Source organism: Paraglaciecola arctica (assembly GCF_018861065.1).
Lineage (GTDB): Bacteria > Pseudomonadota > Gammaproteobacteria > Enterobacterales > Alteromonadaceae > Paraglaciecola > Paraglaciecola arctica_B.
The window spans coordinates 305,545-321,906 of record NZ_JAHKQO010000031.1 but is presented as its reverse complement, the minus strand read 5'-3'; the positions used below and the strand labels follow the sequence as shown (position 1 = coordinate 321,906).

Below are 16,362 nucleotides of genomic sequence, written 5' to 3'. Positions count from 1 at the left end.
AATTCTCTCACTTTATCCAAGGCATTAATTTGGTTAATTTATACACATCTATTGCCATTATTATATTCCAGCATACTAAACCTATCGACACAGCAATTGCTGCACCTATGTTACCGTAAAAAGGAATCAATAATACTAATAGTAAAACAGTCAAAATTAATGTTAATAACATGCTTTTTAGTACCTTATTTTCATTATTTGTCATCTTAAGCACTAACCCTACAGACCCCATTAAGACGTTAACCAATTGCCCTATGCACAAAATAACTAAAATGGGATAGGCGGGTAAATATTCATTACCAAATAATGCTCGAATTAGATATTCACCAAAAAAAACCAATATCAAGATAATTGGTAATGATACAAAGGTACTTAAACGTACACTTTTAGTTAATATTTCTTGTGTTTTGATTAAGTCACCTTGCTTATAATAACGGGCAACATTAGGCATTATCACTGCGTTTATTGAAGATAAACCTAAAGATATTAATGCCACAGCTTGCATGGCAACTTTAAAATGAGCGACTGATTCATAGCTGACTAACCAACCAAGTAAAACACTTGCTAATTCTGTATTTAAAGTTGAAATAAAAGTAATTAACGTAAAAGGTATTAATGAACGATGCCAATTTTTTATTGTGTATATTGATTTTAACTTTTTAGAATGTAATTTCATTGTATTACTAAGCAGAAAACCACTTAGTAGCAAAGCAATGAATGATGCCAATATTGAGATACCAACTAACGTCCTTGAATTCCATTCAATATCGAATAATAGATAATAGGATAGTACACACAATGTAACTAAAGGAACGAGTAATTGAGCCGGTAATTGAGCTAAAACAGGTTGTCTGAATCCATTTAAAACCGCACTTTTTTGAGTCAATAGACCACGTAGCGGGATCAACCAAACAGCCATCCATAACAAGCTAGTAACACTATTTTCAAAAAAATCTAGGTTTAATCCGATATACATACAAGAAATGATCAAGATTGATAATATAAACACATACCATCGAGACCAACTTATAACACCTGTCAATAATCCCCAGTTTTTTTCAAGTTGATGATTTGCGATTTCTCTAACCAATAAATTAGGCAAACCTGCAATAACAGGTAGGGTCGCTAGTGTTACGATTGATAAAGCAAAACTATATAAACCAAATTGCTCAGCCCCTAAATATCTAGCAAAGACTACACCTGATATAACCATTAATCCTTTACTGACTAATTGTAATCCAGCTGTACCTAAAAATTTTTTAACCAGTGAGCTCAAAGGCTAATTTCCTTGTATCCCCATTCTGGGAAATAATCATAAATATATGCATTTCAACCATTTCTCTACTTCTGAGTATATTCTCGAATAATAAGCAGTGTATTTAACATGTATGGCTCCACACCTACTCAAAGCAACGGTTACTGCACTAAAATAAACAATGAAATAAACACCACAATAATTACAAAGTTTTGAACTCTATTGACTATCACTTTTAGTGCAGATTAGTTTTTACAGACATAGTTTCAGAGAGTACAAACGCGTCGATATCATTAAGATCGTATTCAAAATAATCTGACTTAAAACATTAGCAATTTTGTCCTTATGTGATTTAGATGCGACGTGAAATGTCAATTTGATCATTTACCATCATCGTAACTTTCAAACTTGATTTTACGTGTGGTTTTATCTATTGAGAGAAAAACGTATCCTCGGAATTTCTATTAACGTAAACAGAGTCAAGCAAGTTCATTATTGCCAAAAAGGTTTGCAACAAATTACACTCAGACCAATGAACATTGCGCCTTCCCAATTAATTCCGTTAGTAACGTCCAGCAGATGTTTTATCCTCTGGCTCCTTTTCTTTAGTACTTGCTGAAAAATGGCGAATTAATAACATAATTATTGATAACATCCCCCCCAAAATAATAGCAAGAACAACAATTAAGACCCTTTTGGGTTTAAACTTTAATTCAGTTTCCAAAGCAGGATCGATTGTTTTAAAAACATATTCATCTCGGACTTCTGTAAACATTAAAGTTTTAGTCTGATCTTCAATAAGTTGAAACAATAAAGTTTTATGCTCAAATATTGTTGTCTTATCAATTTGAGATTGAAGAAACGTGATACTCTTTTCAGCTTCTTGTTTATCACGCGTCTTCATCTCAATATTAATATCTTGTATTAACCAGTCTACCCATTGTTTAGCCACATAAGGCGAGACATGCTCCACACTGATAATAACCATTCCCGTATCTTTGCTTTGCTCTATATTTACTAGTTGATCGAACTCTTTTTTAGCCTCTTGTAATGAAGGCAGTGTCTTTTTTGGAGGTTCAACTTCTCTTACCCATTTGCCACTGACAGGCGTATAAATATTTTCATCATAAATAACGGTATTATCAGTCAACCTCCAACCTTCAGCGGCCATTAGGTTTGGCAGAATATTATGCTTTTCTACAAACTTAGCAAAAAACTCTCTAGATTTTAAGATTTCAATGGCCAAGGCGGTTTTATTTACTTTTCCACCACCTAAATTAATGCCCGCCAAAGATGCAAGCCCACCAAACTGCCCTGCTAATGCTCCAATGCCTCCTTGTTGTTCAGTTTGTACAGGAGCAAGTAGTGCTTCAGATTTATAAATGTTGGGTAAACTAAGTGCGTAAAAAACGGATACGATGGCAAATATGGCAGTTACTGCAATAATAATCCATTTGCCAGACCATATTGCAGACCATAATTCTCGTAAATCTATCTCATCATCAGCATTTTTTGAGGTCTGCAGCATATCTGGCGATATGGCAACATATCTTACATTATCCCTTAGCGGAGCATTGTTTTGATTATCAGTCATGTTATTTACTCGAATAAGAATTTAGTCAAATTACAATGTTTTAATTGCAATAAGTGCCACTGCCGACTGATACAATATCTGGGTAAGCGTTTGCCATAAACCAAGTCGCTCATAATTAACCACATCTCTTGGCACTACTATTGTGTCACCTGGTTCAAAGATTACACTCTCATTTTTAAACCAAAAGCTGTTGTCTGGAATTATCACTGAACCATTTGCTTTTACTATATATATTTTACTGTTATCAGCACGCTCGGTAAGCCCACCTGAGCGCTCAATATAATCATTTAACGTAATATTCTCTTCCAAAATATGAGTAGTCGGTACAAAGACCTCACCAATTACTGAAACAGAAGGGGAGATTCTTGGAATATATATCTTATCTCCATGTTCAAGCTGAATATCATTAGCTGTACTACCTGCTAATAAACCAGGCAAGTCGATGACAAGACGTCCAATTGGCTCTACAGAAAGTAGCTCTTCAATCATAAGGCTGGCTTCACTGTAATTGATTGCCTTAACATTTTGACTTCCAGATAAGTTACTGGCAATCACTTGCTGACGTAGGCTTTCTACCGTTTTATCTAGATTGATGCGCTCGCGCTCTTTAAGCTCTTGGCGTAAAAAGATTGCTGCCTTGGCGCTTGCTTCTGATGTAAAACCACCAGCACGTTTGATAATTTGTGACAAAGTTTCATCTTTTCTAATTTGATAGACACCAGGGAAAACCAGTTCACCTACCAATTCAACTTTACGGTCGTAATTCCAGTCAGGGGTTCGCTTTACATTGAGCACATCTTTACTCATTAAAACTTGATTAGCAGAGTTATTAGCTAATAAAGCATCAAGCAGATTAATATTGATATGCTGAACTTTCATGACCTTATTGCTATCAATTTGAGTTCTCGATAGTTCCGCATTTTCTACATAAGCAGATTCAACAAGCCCACCAGCGGCCAAAATAAGATCTCGCACCCTACCATTGCTTGCAATAGGATAAACACCTGGGTACTTCACATGCCCTGATACTTCGGCTAATTTTAACGGATGGCCAAGGCTCGCTTCATCTTTTAGCCTAGCAATGACGGGGGTCAACAGTTTTTTACGTGAAAAGGTTTTGGTTTCTTTTAACAAGAGCTGTTTATTGGTAAATGATACCGCTTCGAGTTCATGTAGATAATTGGCTTGTTCGGATTCTAATTCTTCCGGGGACGCTTTTAAGTCTCCTTCAACAATATTTTTTTCGGTTTCTTTAACTTCATCAAAACCATAACGGTTGAATAAGGTAATTTGATCTAATTTTTTCAACTGTAAATCAAATGCCCCATCTAATACTTTACTAGGTTCAAACTGAATAACTTCACTCTGACTAGCAAACTTGTCACGCCTTAAAACTAAAGCATAATTTAAATCGGTGCTGTTAATTATGGAGTTACGCTTAATGATTTCTGCTAATGACAATCCAGGCTTCCACTGGATCATACCTGGAGTAGCATAAGCCCCCGACACCACTATGGCGTTAGAAAACTCATCGTTGGCATCAGGTATATTGATATAGTCGCCACTCTCTAATGCCATGGATTCAGTACGACTCAATAAATTAATAGTTTTGACTTCCAACCCTTCTTGTGGTGTTTTACGGGCTATCTGAACCATGTCAATTGCGCCACTTGGAAGCGCACCACCAGCAATTGAAATTATGTCTTGCAGCGATTCATCGCCTTTAGCTTCATAAATGGCAGGTCGACGAACGTTTCCATCTACACTCACCAACTTTTGCACTGTGGGTATAAATATAACGTCACCTTGCTGCAGGCGCTTATCATGCTCGGTATTGCCAAAAACCAGCAAGTCATAGAGATCAAAATTAGCCACGGTTTTGCCCGCTCTTTTCAATAAAATATTACGCAATGAACCAATATCGTTCACGCCACCGCTTGCAAATAAAGCATGAGTAATAGTGGATAATGCGCTTAGTGTATATGCACCTGGACGGTAAGCTTCGCCTACCATATATATTTGAATTGTTCTTAATTTCCCCATAGTAATGTGGGGAGTCACACCAATCACTTGCTGCTTGTATTTTTCTGTGAGTTGATTTTTTAATTCTTGATAACTAAGGCCCACAACCGACAACGGTCCTAAATTAGGTACCTGAATGCTGCCTTCATTATTAACAAACAATTCAAACTGACTAGTTTCTTTACCAAAAAGCTGAACACTAATACTGTCACCTGGTCCCATAACATAGTCAGCAGGTACAGGTGTATTATCAGAAGGTGCAAAGGTTATGCGACTTTCTTCACCTTCAGGGGTAGCAAATAAGTTGTAGCCAAAAGGCTTCAACTCGGTCGTTAATGCTTGCACTGCACTTTGTTGAGATAACTGCAGCGAAATGTCTTGTTCATTAACATTTCTTTCAACTTGGTAGTCTTTTTTATCTTGTTCTAACTGCCCATCAACACCTTGAGATGATATTTGAAAGTCAGATAGACTAAATCCCATTTGTCGTGCAAGTGCTTCTTGTTGCGCTCGCGGCATGTTTTTGAATTGTTCAATTTGCTGTGAAGTGGGCGATATTGCATTAACTGGGGCAATGAATACTAAAGCAACGACTGCGATGATCTGAATTCTTAACTGTCTTAACATATTGCTATTCCTAAATCCCATAAGGCTTTCAACACCATAATACCTGTCCTAAATAAAGCGGCAGTATAATAGCTGAATTGATGAATGAGTGAAACGGTTAATTAAGTTAACTATATTAATAAGTTGAACCGCAGTACATAACGGGCGCACAAAGGTTTGCACGAGGGTGATAACGGTCTGAATTTTAACCACAAATACAATAATAAACTTGCGGGCTGACCATGGCCTGTCGCTTTAATTGCGTTTAGATAGTTTATTTAAGTTTCTTCGAGCTCCCGTTACGTGCCGCGCCCCCAGACCTTATGATTGTTCAAACCTTCTTTCCTTTGTGGCTATGGTTGTTTTACGCCCTTCAATACATCCAGCATGCTAAAAATTGTTGACGCCAATGCATTGTTGTAAAAACTACGGAGAACAGTCCGGAAATGTCATAGTCGTACCTTTGTTAACTCGTAAAATGCCTTCTAATAAAAATGCAGAAAGACTCTTTCACAAAGTCTGTTTTTTACTCCATAGTTGTTTTAATCTCAGAGCTCTAGTATAAACAATGCGTCCAAATGACCGGCACAGTTAAGCGTTTTTCCAATACAGACTTAAAAAACCTTTTGGACTGAATTGATAACTCATAGACTTTAGATACTTTTGGCCTTCAGGGAGGCTTGCATCTTAAGGCTTAGCCTAACGTGTCAAACACCATAAAAATAAAAGGCAGATTAAATGACAACTGAATCAGTTCAATCAAAAACAAAAGACTTTTTGGGGCATCCCGGAGGTCTGCTGACACTATTTACCACCGAAATGTGGGAGCGCATGAGTTACTACGGTATGCGCGCCATGCTAGTACTTTTTATGACCGCATCTATGCAAGAAGGTGGGTTAGCTATCACAGTTGCTTCGGCTACCGCTATTTATGGCCTATACACCGGTTCGGTCTATTTAATGGGCTTGCCTGGCGGTTGGATGGCAGACCGTTTGATAGGCGGACAAAAAGCCGTATGGTATGGCGGTATTATAATAATGTGTGGCCATATAGTGTTAGCCATTCCTGATGACACCACCTTTTTTATCGGCTTAATTTTAGTGGTTTTGGGAACGGGTTTACTTAAACCGAATATTGGCGCTATGGTTGGTCAGTTATATTCTAGCGAAGATAAAAGACGAGATAGTGGTTACACGCTTTATTATTTAGGTATCAATTTAGGCTCTTTGATTGGCTACACTGTTTGTGGTTATTTACGTCTCAATATGGGTTGGCACTGGGCATTTGGTGCCGCTGCTGTTGGTATGGGTGTGGGTTTAATTACCTATAAAATGACTCTCGACAAATTAAACGGTGCCGGCGCAGAGCCCACAGTAAAGTTGTCACCTAAAGCAACAAAAATCAGTTGGTCGGTTATTGGTGCGTTTTTACTGACTATTGTCGCTGTCACGTATATGTTAATGAACAATATGATGACTTTTAATGCAGTAGTAGTGGCAGAGAAATTCGCCATTATTGCGACTCTGTTATTTTTGGTATATTTCGCAGCGGTGTTTTTTCTTGGAAACAATACGCCCGATGAAAAGCGTCAATTAGGGGCATTATTTTTAGTCTGTGTGGCTTCTATATTTTTCTGGACAGGTTTTGAACAAGCAGGCTCCTCGCTAAATTTATTCGGACAAAACTACACAGATAGAATTATTGGAACATTTGAAATTCCCCCTGAATGGTTACAATCAGCCAATTCTACTTTTATTATTATTTTGTCACCTTTCTTTGCAGCTATGTGGATCAACATGGCTAAAAAAATGATCACTCCTTCTTACGGCGTAAAATGTGCTTTAGGTTTAATCATCATGGCCACAGGCTTTCTTGTGATGTTTTTTGCTGCCCAAGTTGCTGCCACAGGTCTAAAAGTCGCCCCATACTGGCTTATCGCTACTTACTTTTTACACACTGTAGGTGAGTTATGTTTAAGCCCAGTCGCGTTATCCGCAGTAAGTAAATTATCACCTAAACGTTTTGCGGGGCAAATGATGGGCGTGTTTGTACTGACTTACTCTATAGGTAACGTAATTGCAGGCTTGTTAGCGGGTAACTTTGATCCAAACAAAGTCGAAGACATGCCTAACTTGTATCTTCAAATCAGTCTATTTACCATCGCAATTGGTATTGTCATTTTCCTATTGACCTTTAAAACGAAGAAATGGGAAAAGCTGGCGGATAAAGCTAGCAACTAATGTAAACTTATCGTTAAGATCTAATGCCCAACTCAATCCATAGACTGAGTTGGGCTATTTAACCTTAACCTCAGGTCACTCTTAATATGAAGTTGTATTTTTCTACTAAAAACATCCCACAACTACAACACTTACCTCTTACCGACAGATTGGCAGCAATACAAATAGCCCAAGGCAAACTAATTGGGCCAGAAAAGTTATTACTCAATATTTTGAAAATGTTGGTCGTTATTCCCATATTTGTATTTATAATTCAGATGGCAACAAACTGGATGGCAATTGTTTGGGCATTGTTGGTTACCTTGCTTTATCCTTTGCTAGTCAAACCAGTACAATATGGATTGTGTGCTAAATATATTCCACAACCTCAAACACAGGGAGATTAATTATGCAGACCATTTTGGTTACGGGCGGAGCAGGTTACATAGGTAGTCACACTGTTTTGCAACTGCTAGAGGCTGGCAACCAAGTCATAGTGTTGGACAATCTATGTAACTCTTCTCAAGAATCGTTAAATCGGGTTGAAAAATTAACCGGTAAAAGTACCATTTTTGTGCAAGGAGACATTCGCGATCACACTATTCTAGAGTTACTTTTTTCTAAACATAAAATTGACGCGGTCATTCATTTTGCTGGATTAAAAGCTGTAGGTGAATCCGTAGAAAAACCACTCAATTATTATAACAATAATGTGTATGGCACCTTAACATTATGCGAAGCCATGAAAAAATATGGGGTGAAAAACCTCGTTTTTAGTTCCTCGGCAACGGTTTATGGCGATCCTGTTGAACTTCCCCTTCGTGAAGATATGCCAACAGGTCAACCGACCAATCCGTATGGCATGTCAAAGTTGATGGTTGAATTAGTATTGGGGGATTTGTATAAATCTGACAACGATTGGAATATTGCGCTATTGCGTTACTTTAATCCGGCCGGCGCTCATCCGTCAGGACTTATCGGTGAAGATCCAAATGGTATCCCCAACAATTTGACGCCTTATATCACTCAGGTAGCCACAGGAAAACGTAAGCAACTTTCTATTTACGGCAACGATTATGACACCCCAGATGGCACGGGGGTTAGAGATTATATACACGTAGAAGATTTGGCCGCTGGTCATTTAAAAGCCTTAGAGAAACTTTATACGGCTCCAGGCATAGTGACTTATAACCTCGGCACTGGCCAAGGTTATAGCGTGCTAGACATGGTAAAAGAGTTCGAAAAACAAAGTGGCAAAACCGTCCCTTACCAGTTTGTACCGCGACGAGAAGGTGATGTAGCCTCTTGTTATGCAGATCCAAAAACAGCCAGCGAGGCTTTGGGTTGGACGGCCACCAGAGGACTAGCGGAAATGTGTAGAGACTCTTGGAATTGGCAAGCGAATAATCCAAACGGTTATAAATAAACTGTCCTTCTACCAAAAAGCCCTGAAAATATTCAGGGCTTTTTGGTTTAAACGCTTGCTAGATTTAACCTTGGATTAAAATTCATCCAAAAACGCGTCAATGTCGTCTTCTAAGGCTTCTTCCTCTTCGGATTTTTCTACCTTTCCATCAGTCACTTTAAATTCCAAATTTTGAAAATAAGCACTTTTTACAAAAGCATAAGGGTCAGCCGAAGAATTTAACTGTTGTTCTTGTTGAATTAACGATGCACGGCTTTCCAATGCCTTAATACCCACTCGTAAAAAACCCAAGTAGAAATTAAGCCCGTCAATAGGTGAATAAGAGGAATCAACCACATCCCCCACTAAACTACGTGGATCACTTGGTCCTAGAGCCGGTACCATCAAATAGGGTCCAGTATTCAGCCCCCATTTTCCTAATACTTCACCAAACTCTTCTTCCTCACGATTTAATCCAATTTCGCTAGCAACATCAATCAAACCTAACAACCCCACAGTGGAGTTGAGTAGAAAGCGCCCTAAGCTAATAAAAGTGCCGTCCAACTTACCCTGCAACAAGTTATTAAGGCCATTAGAGGGCTCTTCTAGATTGTCAGCCATGTTTAAAAGACCTGTGCGCGCAATTTGCGGCATGTAGTCCACATAAGCCACTGCTGTAGGTCGCAAGATATACTCATCCAAGACATCATAATTAAAATCCCACATAGTGCGATTGAATGACTCTAAAGGGTCTTTGGGATCTTCATACTGTTGCGCTCTTTCAGCTGTGGTTTGTTGTGACGCACATCCTCCCAACAACAATCCCGATACTAAAACTAAAACACCTACTTTATTCATCATAATTCTCTATTTATCGTTATTGTTTCTTGGGTCATCTGCTCTGAACTTAGCGTAACCATCGCGTCACCTTGAAGCTCTCCCTCTGACTGAGCAACATTTTCATCCATAGAGATCCGCGCCACTAACTTAGCCTGTTGTAATTGCGACAAGGTATAATTTGGCATCATGGCATTAGCATCTGAAAGTTCAACTACAACAGGAAACCTTTGCAACGGCATTTTTACTACCGCAGCGGGCATTTTTACTTGACCTGTGCTCTCTTGTGCAAATACAAAAAGGTAGCCATTTTTAGGCAATTTATTCTGCAAGTTTTCACTGATATTAACTGTCACAGAAACGCCAGTTAAACTTAAGCTTTCAACCTCAGGCTCTGCATTGTCTTCCAGAGACTGCCCCAACTGCCCTAACTCTGCCTGTAGCTGCACAATACGCTGTTTAACCGCCATAAAATTGGGATCAGACTCGGGTATAAACGCGACTAAACGTTGCCAGTTTTCAAGGGCTAATGATTTATCGCCTAATTCAGTCGCTGCAATAGCTAACACTCCCATGGCGTTAGTATTGTCTGGCTCTAACGTCAAAATATGCAACAACACATTTTTGGCCTGCAAAACTTGCTGCTCTTGTCCTGTCATCAATAATGCTTGAGCATAACTCGATAGAGTCCCAATGTTACTAGGGTCATACTTCAAAGACTTCTCAAACGCTTGAATAGCACTATCTATTCGATTAATCGCACCTGATACTCGGCCTAATAACATCCAACCCGTCGCATCTTCTGGGGTATCTAACAATTTAGTTCTCAAGCCCAGAGCAAAGGTTTGTAAGTCTTGTAAATTGAGACTCTCGTCTCCCTTAATCATTCGCTGCCCAAGTTCGCTTGTTTCTAGTTGCGCTAGTTGCCACTGCTGAATAGGTTGAATTTGATTAGCATATAGATAGGCGCCAATACCTACCGACAAACTCACCAGAGCACCAATTACGATTGCAATACTAGTTTTAGTTTCACGAGTTTCAGTGGTATTTAATTCATCCAACAAAGCCAGTTTTAACTCATTTTCTGATTTCTGTCTGTCGCTATCGCTCAATAATCCGAGTTGTTGTTCTGAATGTAATTCCGCAAGGCGTTGTTTAATTAAGCTCTTATTGGTTAACGTACTGAATGAATCGTTCTCTTTGTTACGTATCCACGGAAAGGCAATAAACATCAAACCAATTAAAACAGATAACCCCGCACCAAGATAAAAAAGACTCACTGCTCACGCTCCAAAATTGCTTGTGCTTTATCTAACTGTTCTTGACTAATCTCTGGTGCTTGGCGTTTACGAGAAATGACTATTCCACCCAAAGCAATAAAAATAAACAACACTGGTAACAGCCATAACCAAATGGTCATTGGGTTTACCGGAGGTTGATAGTAGACAAAATCCCCATACCTCTTTTTCATAAAGACTATCACTTGTTCTTTGTCGTAGTCTTGCTGTAGCAACTCATACACCTTGCGTTTTAAATCTACCGCTATCATGGCATCCGAATCAGCAATGTTCTGGTTTTGACATTTAGGACATCGTAATTCTTTGGTCAGCTCCAAAAACAAAGCGTTTTTTTCAGTTGAATCAAACTGAAACTTATCTTCTGTTGCTGAAATTTGAGTTGTTACAAGCCCAAAGAAAAAAATTATTAACATGCTTCTAAATCGATTCATTGCGCAATCAACTCATCATATACGGGGGCAAATTTTCCACTCCAAACACGAGCATTCATATCACCAATGTGATGAAGGCGGATTTTCCCTTGTTGATCAATTAAGTAGGTTTCTGGAGCACCAGTCACACCAAGATCTAAAGATAAATCCCGTTTTACATCAAAAATATTGAAAGCATAGGGGTTACCTAACTGGTTGAGCTTATCCGTGACTTCCTGCTGCACTCGCGCCACGGTTTTAATCCCAAAGTCAGGATCCATGTCTTGATCGAAGTACAAACCAACAATGTGTTTCCCTTCACCCTGTAACTGTTTTAAATAGGGTAACTCTATCGCACATGTGATACACCAGACTCCCCATACATTGAGCAAAGTGACTTCGCCAAGAAATACATCTTGGGTATAAGTTTTTTCAATATTCATCAAATCAGGCAATACAAATTCGGGCATCGGCTGTTCAAGTAAACTAGATTGATGTTCCCTTGGATTAGAAAATAAACCTTGGTACAGGAATATAATTAGCCCTAAAAACAGCGCTAAAGGTATTAAATAAACGGCTATTTTTTTCACGATACTTGCTCCTTTAAAACCGGAGACGGCGTTTTATTCGTATGCGGCTTTTTAGCCATTTTCGTCATACGATAACGTTTGTCACTAATAGATAAGATGCCACCAAAAGCCATAATAAAGGCGCCTAGCCATATCCAATTAATAAAAGGTTTCACATAGATTCGTACAGACCAATCTCCATTTTTAAGCTGTTCGCCCAATGCCACAAATAAATCTCGCGTTAATCCAGAATCGATTCCCGCTTCAGTCATCACGTTGCGTTGTACTGGGTAAAAACGTTTTTCTGCAGACAACTGTGCAACCTTTTTAGAATTTTGGTACACATCAACATGACCAACATCTGCGGTATAATTCGGCCCGGTGTAATTTGATACATCCTTGAACACAAACTCATATCCTTGTAACGACACACTATCGCCAATTGTCATTCTAACGTTGCGCTCGACGTTATACGCACTCACTAATGCAATACCAATGAGAGTGACCGCAAAGCCTAAGTGTCCAAATACCATGCCCCAATGACTAGGAGTGAGCTTTTGTAGACTTTGCAAAATAGTCGACTTACCTGAAGTGAGTTGAGGTTGTATACGTTGCTGAATTTCCATAATAGTGGCAACAATAATCCAGAAACTCATCACTAATCCAAAGGCAGCCATATAACTGCTTTGTTCAAAACTAGCGTTAATTAACACGCCAGCTGAAATACTTAACGCAAATGCCAACAACAACTGTTTATACAATGCCTGCGGTGATTGGCTTTTCCAGCGAGTAAGAGGTCCAATGCCCATAAACAATACAAAAGGCATAATCAAATAGGTGAACATTTGATTAAAAAATGGCGCCCCAATTGAAATAGACCCCATACCTAACTCTTTATGTACTAAAGGCAACAAAGTACCGAGCAGCACCACTAAAGTAGCGGCAGTGAGAAATACATTATTACCAATCAACAACACTTCTCTCGAAAACAATTGGTAACGACCTGTTGCTTTGAGTTGCGGCGCTCGGTATGCATACAAACCTAAAGAACCGCCTATAATCACCACCAATAAACCAAGAATGAATAACCCTCGGCTAGGATCGCTAGCAAATGAATGCACAGAAACGAGTACTCCAGAGCGCACTAAAAAGGTTCCTAACAGACTTAAAGAAAACGCGGAAATAGCTAACAAGACAGTCCAAGACTTAAACACTTTGCGTTTTTCGGTCACCGCCAAACTGTGAATCAAAGCAGTACCTATCAGCCACGGCATAAAAGAAGCATTTTCTACTGGATCCCAAAACCACCAGCCGCCCCAACCTAATTCGTAATACGCCCACCAACTACCAAGAGCGACACCCGCAGTTAAAAAAGACCAAGCCGCAATGGTCCAAGGCCTAGACCAACGTGCCCAAGTTGAGTCTAATTGCCCAGAAATCAGTGCTGCCAGGGCAAACGCAAAAGCAACAGAAAACCCAACATAACCCATATACAACATAGGTGGATGAATAATCATTCCAAAATCTTGTAACAAAGGATTTAAGTCTTTGCCATCAATCGGGAAAAACGGCAACAGACGATCAAACGGGTTAGACGTGAGTAACATAAATAAATAAAAACCAATGCCCACCATGCCCAAAATAGATAATACTCTGGCAACCATTTTGAGGGGAATCGCTTTACTAAAAAGAGCTACCGCCACTGTCCACATAGAAAATATCAGCACCCACAATAAGAACGAGCCTTCATGGCCTCCCCATACAGCGGTTATTTTGTAGTAAAGAGGTAAGGTACTATTCGAAGTATTAGCCACGTAAGTCAAACTAAAATCGTCAGTTATAAAGCCATGGGTCAAACATCCGTAAGCAAAAGCGGTAAACACAAACATACCAATGGCCAACGGTTTTGCCATTGCCATCATTTTTGTATGATTTTTATAAGCGCCCCACATAGGATAAATAGACAACAATATCCCCATCATGAGCGCTAGTACCAAAGCAAAATTACCTAATTCAGCTAACATGATTATTCACCTGCCTTTGACGAACCGTAACTTGCTTGGTCTGGTTTAACGTGTTTAATGCCCTTCATTTTTTCAGCCAATTCCGGTGGCATATACTCTTCATCATGTTTGGCTAACACTTCGTGAGCTTCAATATGATTATTTTTAGTCAATACTCCAGTGGCTACTATGCCCTGCCCCTCACGAAACAAATCGGGCAGAATTCCTTGGTAACTCACGGTCACAGTAGGGCCTGTGTCAACTAAGTCGAAACTCACTGCTAAGGTCTGTTGATCCCGTTTTACCGTACCAGGCACAACCATACCTCCAATGCGTAAACGCTGACCAACTTCGGGAATTTTGCCATCTTTTCCTTGGATAATTTCAGAAGGGGTATAAAACAAATCGATGTTTTGAGTTAATGCATACAACATCAAACCAATAGCACCGCCTACTATCAATAAGATTGCAGATACCGCCATCAAACGTTTTTGACGTCTTGGGTTCATACTGAATCTCCTTTAACACTTTTTTCAGTTGCCGCTTTAATGCGTGCTTGCCTTGCCTGCTCGCTCAAAACTTGGGACATTAATGATCGTTTTGAAAAAATTGAATCCAGCCATAAAATCAACAAACTGAGTGCTGTAACACCAAAAGATAACCATACATATAAACCGTAACCGCCCATATCAAGGAAACTACTAAAGTCTTCAAAATGCATCATTTCCCCTTACTCGCCGAAGCGTTTTTAATTGCCAATTCCACCACCCAAGGGCGCTTAATTTCTCTCCTAATTATTTCATTTTGCATACGTATTAGAAAAATAGCGCCACTGACTAATGCCCAGCCCAATATCGCCAAAAGTAGTGGCCATAACATTTCCGCGGGCATTGAAGGTTTATCAAACTTCATAATGGTGGCACCTTGGTGCAGCGTATTCCACCATTCCACTGAGTAGTGAATAATCGGCAAATTAATCACGCCCACTAATGCCATCACCCCAGCGGCTTTACCCGCTTGTTGTTTATCTTCAAAGGCTTTGTACAAGGAAATCACACCAAGAAACAAAAACAGTAAAATTAATTGCGAAGTCAATCGTGCATCCCACTCCCACCATGTACCCCACATAGGTTTACCCCAAGCGGCACCGGTGATCAGTGACACAAAAGTCACTGTGGCGCCTATAGGTGCTAAGGCAACCATCGCCATAAATGACGTTTTAACTTGCCAAACCAAACCAACGAAGCCAGCAATAGCCATCGCGCTATATAAACTTTTTGAGAGCACCGCACTTGGAACATGTACATAAATAATTCGGTAAGCTTCGCTTTGTTGATAATCCGTAGGGGCAAAAGCCAGTCCCCAAACGGTAGCCACTACTATCACTAGTAATCCAAGTAAACTAAACCAAGGCAACAAGCTTTGGCATAAATGATAAGTACGTTCAGTTTTAGCGTAAGGATGTAACCACTTCCACATCAGGTTTGACTCACTCTAAGTGCATAAGCAATGGCAAAAGGCGCCAAGGCTAGAGAAAAAAGGAACATAGCGCCAATAATCGCTAGTTGAGCTGTATATTGCAATTGCATTGAAGCCGACTCTACTGCCGAAGTAGCAAAGATTAACAAGGGAATAAACACCGGCAATAACAACAATGCTAACAACACCCCGCCACGATTTAACCCCACAGTCAAACCTACGGCTATCGCTCCTATAAGGCTCAATATTGGTGTACCAAGAAGCAAAGTTTTCAATAAAGCCCAATACATAGGCTCACTCAAGTGTAAAAACAATGCCAACAATGGCGATAATAAGATCAAGGGCAAAATACTCGTCAACCAATGGGCCAAAACTTTTATCAACGCTGCCATCGCCAAAGGCGTAGTGGACAACATTAGTTGCTCTAGTGAGCCATCTTGAAAATCATCACGGAATAAACGCTCTAAACCTAATAGCGATGACAATATTGCGGCAACCCAAATTACTCCGGGCCCAATTACCTGTAATGTATTTGACTCAGGCCCAACCGCTAAAGGAAATAAACTAATAACCAATACAAAAAACATCATGGGTTGCAGCAACTCTGCCCTTTGACGATAAGCCAAAGCAAGATCACGCTTCAAAATAGCCATTAATGCTGCCA

General features: G+C 39.5%; 15 protein-coding genes. 3 read left to right on the top strand and 12 right to left on the bottom strand.

The window, feature by feature from the left end; genetic code table 11:
• Window positions 1–7: 7 nt before the first annotated feature.
• The 3 genes from KO534_RS12700 to KO534_RS12690 form a co-directional block, all read right to left on the bottom strand.
• Complete coding sequence (locus KO534_RS12700; RefSeq protein WP_215930016.1) at window positions 8–1,276, bottom strand: flippase; 1,269 nt, start codon at window positions 1,274–1,276, stop codon at window positions 8–10.
• Between the two features lie 541 nt (window positions 1,277–1,817).
• The gene (locus KO534_RS12695) at window positions 1,818–2,849 is read right to left on the bottom strand and encodes a Wzz/FepE/Etk N-terminal domain-containing protein (RefSeq protein ID WP_215930015.1); all 1,032 of its coding nucleotides are present in this window, start codon (window positions 2,847–2,849) and stop codon (window positions 1,818–1,820) included.
• A gap of 30 nt (window positions 2,850–2,879) precedes the next feature.
• Window positions 2,880–5,498, bottom strand: a complete 2,619-nt coding sequence (locus KO534_RS12690) for an SLBB domain-containing protein (protein ID WP_215930014.1) — start codon at window positions 5,496–5,498, stop codon at window positions 2,880–2,882.
• Between the two features lie 717 nt (window positions 5,499–6,215).
• Between KO534_RS12690 and KO534_RS12685 the strand changes: the two genes are divergently transcribed.
• The 3 genes from KO534_RS12685 (at window position 6,216) to galE (ending at window position 9,123) form a co-directional block, all read left to right on the top strand.
• A complete protein-coding gene (locus KO534_RS12685) occupies window positions 6,216–7,718 on the top strand; it encodes a peptide MFS transporter (protein WP_215930013.1) in 1,503 nt (500 codons plus the stop codon).
• Window positions 7,719–7,804: 86 nt separating this feature from the next.
• Window positions 7,805–8,104, top strand: coding sequence for a DUF6170 family protein (locus KO534_RS12680; RefSeq protein ID WP_215930012.1), 300 nt, complete (start codon window positions 7,805–7,807; stop codon window positions 8,102–8,104).
• 2 nt (window positions 8,105–8,106) lie between these two features.
• A complete protein-coding gene (gene galE, locus KO534_RS12675) occupies window positions 8,107–9,123 on the top strand; it encodes a UDP-glucose 4-epimerase GalE (RefSeq protein ID WP_215930011.1) in 1,017 nt (338 codons plus the stop codon).
• Between the two features lie 75 nt (window positions 9,124–9,198).
• Here the strand turns inward: galE and KO534_RS12670 are convergent, their stop codons facing one another.
• The 9 genes from KO534_RS12670 to ccmB are packed head-to-tail and all read right to left on the bottom strand — an operon-like array spanning window position 9,199 to window position 16,351.
• Entirely contained in the window at window positions 9,199–9,960 is a 762-nt protein-coding gene (locus tag KO534_RS12670) for an MlaA family lipoprotein (RefSeq protein WP_215930050.1), read from the bottom strand.
• Window positions 9,960–11,219 carry a c-type cytochrome biogenesis protein CcmI gene (gene ccmI / locus KO534_RS12665; RefSeq protein ID WP_215930010.1) on the bottom strand — a complete coding sequence of 420 codons (1,260 nt, stop codon included), beginning with the start codon at window positions 11,217–11,219 and terminating at the stop codon, window positions 9,960–9,962. The genes KO534_RS12670 and ccmI overlap by 1 nt, the downstream gene beginning before the upstream one ends.
• On the bottom strand, window positions 11,216–11,668 hold the full coding sequence (locus KO534_RS12660; RefSeq protein ID WP_215930009.1) for a cytochrome c-type biogenesis protein: 453 nt from the start codon (window positions 11,666–11,668) through the stop codon (window positions 11,216–11,218). Before KO534_RS12660 ends, ccmI begins: the two co-directional genes overlap by 4 nt.
• Complete coding sequence (locus KO534_RS12655; protein WP_215930008.1) at window positions 11,665–12,237, bottom strand: redoxin family protein; 573 nt, start codon at window positions 12,235–12,237, stop codon at window positions 11,665–11,667. The genes KO534_RS12660 and KO534_RS12655 overlap by 4 nt, the downstream gene beginning before the upstream one ends.
• On the bottom strand, window positions 12,234–14,240 hold the full coding sequence (locus KO534_RS12650) for a heme lyase CcmF/NrfE family subunit (protein WP_215930007.1): 2,007 nt from the start codon (window positions 14,238–14,240) through the stop codon (window positions 12,234–12,236). Before KO534_RS12650 ends, KO534_RS12655 begins: the two co-directional genes overlap by 4 nt.
• Before the next feature lie 2 nt (window positions 14,241–14,242).
• Entirely contained in the window at window positions 14,243–14,728 is a 486-nt protein-coding gene (gene ccmE, locus KO534_RS12645) for a cytochrome c maturation protein CcmE (RefSeq protein ID WP_215930006.1), read from the bottom strand.
• Window positions 14,725–14,943 (bottom strand): heme exporter protein CcmD, encoded by a 219-nt coding sequence (gene ccmD, locus KO534_RS12640; protein ID WP_354667935.1) that lies wholly within the window; start codon window positions 14,941–14,943, stop codon window positions 14,725–14,727. Before ccmD ends, ccmE begins: the two co-directional genes overlap by 4 nt.
• Window positions 14,940–15,698 (bottom strand): heme ABC transporter permease, encoded by a 759-nt coding sequence (locus tag KO534_RS12635; RefSeq protein WP_215930005.1) that lies wholly within the window; start codon window positions 15,696–15,698, stop codon window positions 14,940–14,942. Before KO534_RS12635 ends, ccmD begins: the two co-directional genes overlap by 4 nt.
• Window positions 15,698–16,351 (bottom strand): heme exporter protein CcmB, encoded by a 654-nt coding sequence (gene ccmB / locus KO534_RS12630; RefSeq protein WP_215930004.1) that lies wholly within the window; start codon window positions 16,349–16,351, stop codon window positions 15,698–15,700. Before ccmB ends, KO534_RS12635 begins: the two co-directional genes overlap by 1 nt.
• Window positions 16,352–16,362 lie beyond the last annotated feature (11 nt).

Coding starts and splice junctions, on each gene's coding strand:
- KO534_RS12695 (WP_215930015.1), bottom strand. CDS start 2,849: ATGACTGATAATCAAAACAATGCTCCGCTAAGGGATAATGTAAGATAT.
- KO534_RS12690 (WP_215930014.1), bottom strand. CDS start 5,498: ATGTTAAGACAGTTAAGAATTCAGATCATCGCAGTCGTTGCTTTAGTA.
- KO534_RS12685 (WP_215930013.1), top strand. CDS start 6,216: ATGACAACTGAATCAGTTCAATCAAAAACAAAAGACTTTTTGGGGCAT.
- KO534_RS12680 (WP_215930012.1), top strand. CDS start 7,805: ATGAAGTTGTATTTTTCTACTAAAAACATCCCACAACTACAACACTTA.
- galE (WP_215930011.1), top strand. CDS start 8,107: ATGCAGACCATTTTGGTTACGGGCGGAGCAGGTTACATAGGTAGTCAC.
- KO534_RS12670 (WP_215930050.1), bottom strand. CDS start 9,960: ATGAATAAAGTAGGTGTTTTAGTTTTAGTATCGGGATTGTTGTTGGGA.
- KO534_RS12660 (WP_215930009.1), bottom strand. CDS start 11,668: ATGAATCGATTTAGAAGCATGTTAATAATTTTTTTCTTTGGGCTTGTA.
- KO534_RS12650 (WP_215930007.1), bottom strand. CDS start 14,240: ATGTTAGCTGAATTAGGTAATTTTGCTTTGGTACTAGCGCTCATGATG.
- ccmE (WP_215930006.1), bottom strand. CDS start 14,728: ATGAACCCAAGACGTCAAAAACGTTTGATGGCGGTATCTGCAATCTTA.
- ccmD (WP_354667935.1), bottom strand. CDS start 14,943: ATGATGCATTTTGAAGACTTTAGTAGTTTCCTTGATATGGGCGGTTAC.
- KO534_RS12635 (WP_215930005.1), bottom strand. CDS start 15,698: ATGTGGAAGTGGTTACATCCTTACGCTAAAACTGAACGTACTTATCAT.
- ccmB (WP_215930004.1), bottom strand. CDS start 16,351: ATGGCTATTTTGAAGCGTGATCTTGCTTTGGCTTATCGTCAAAGGGCA.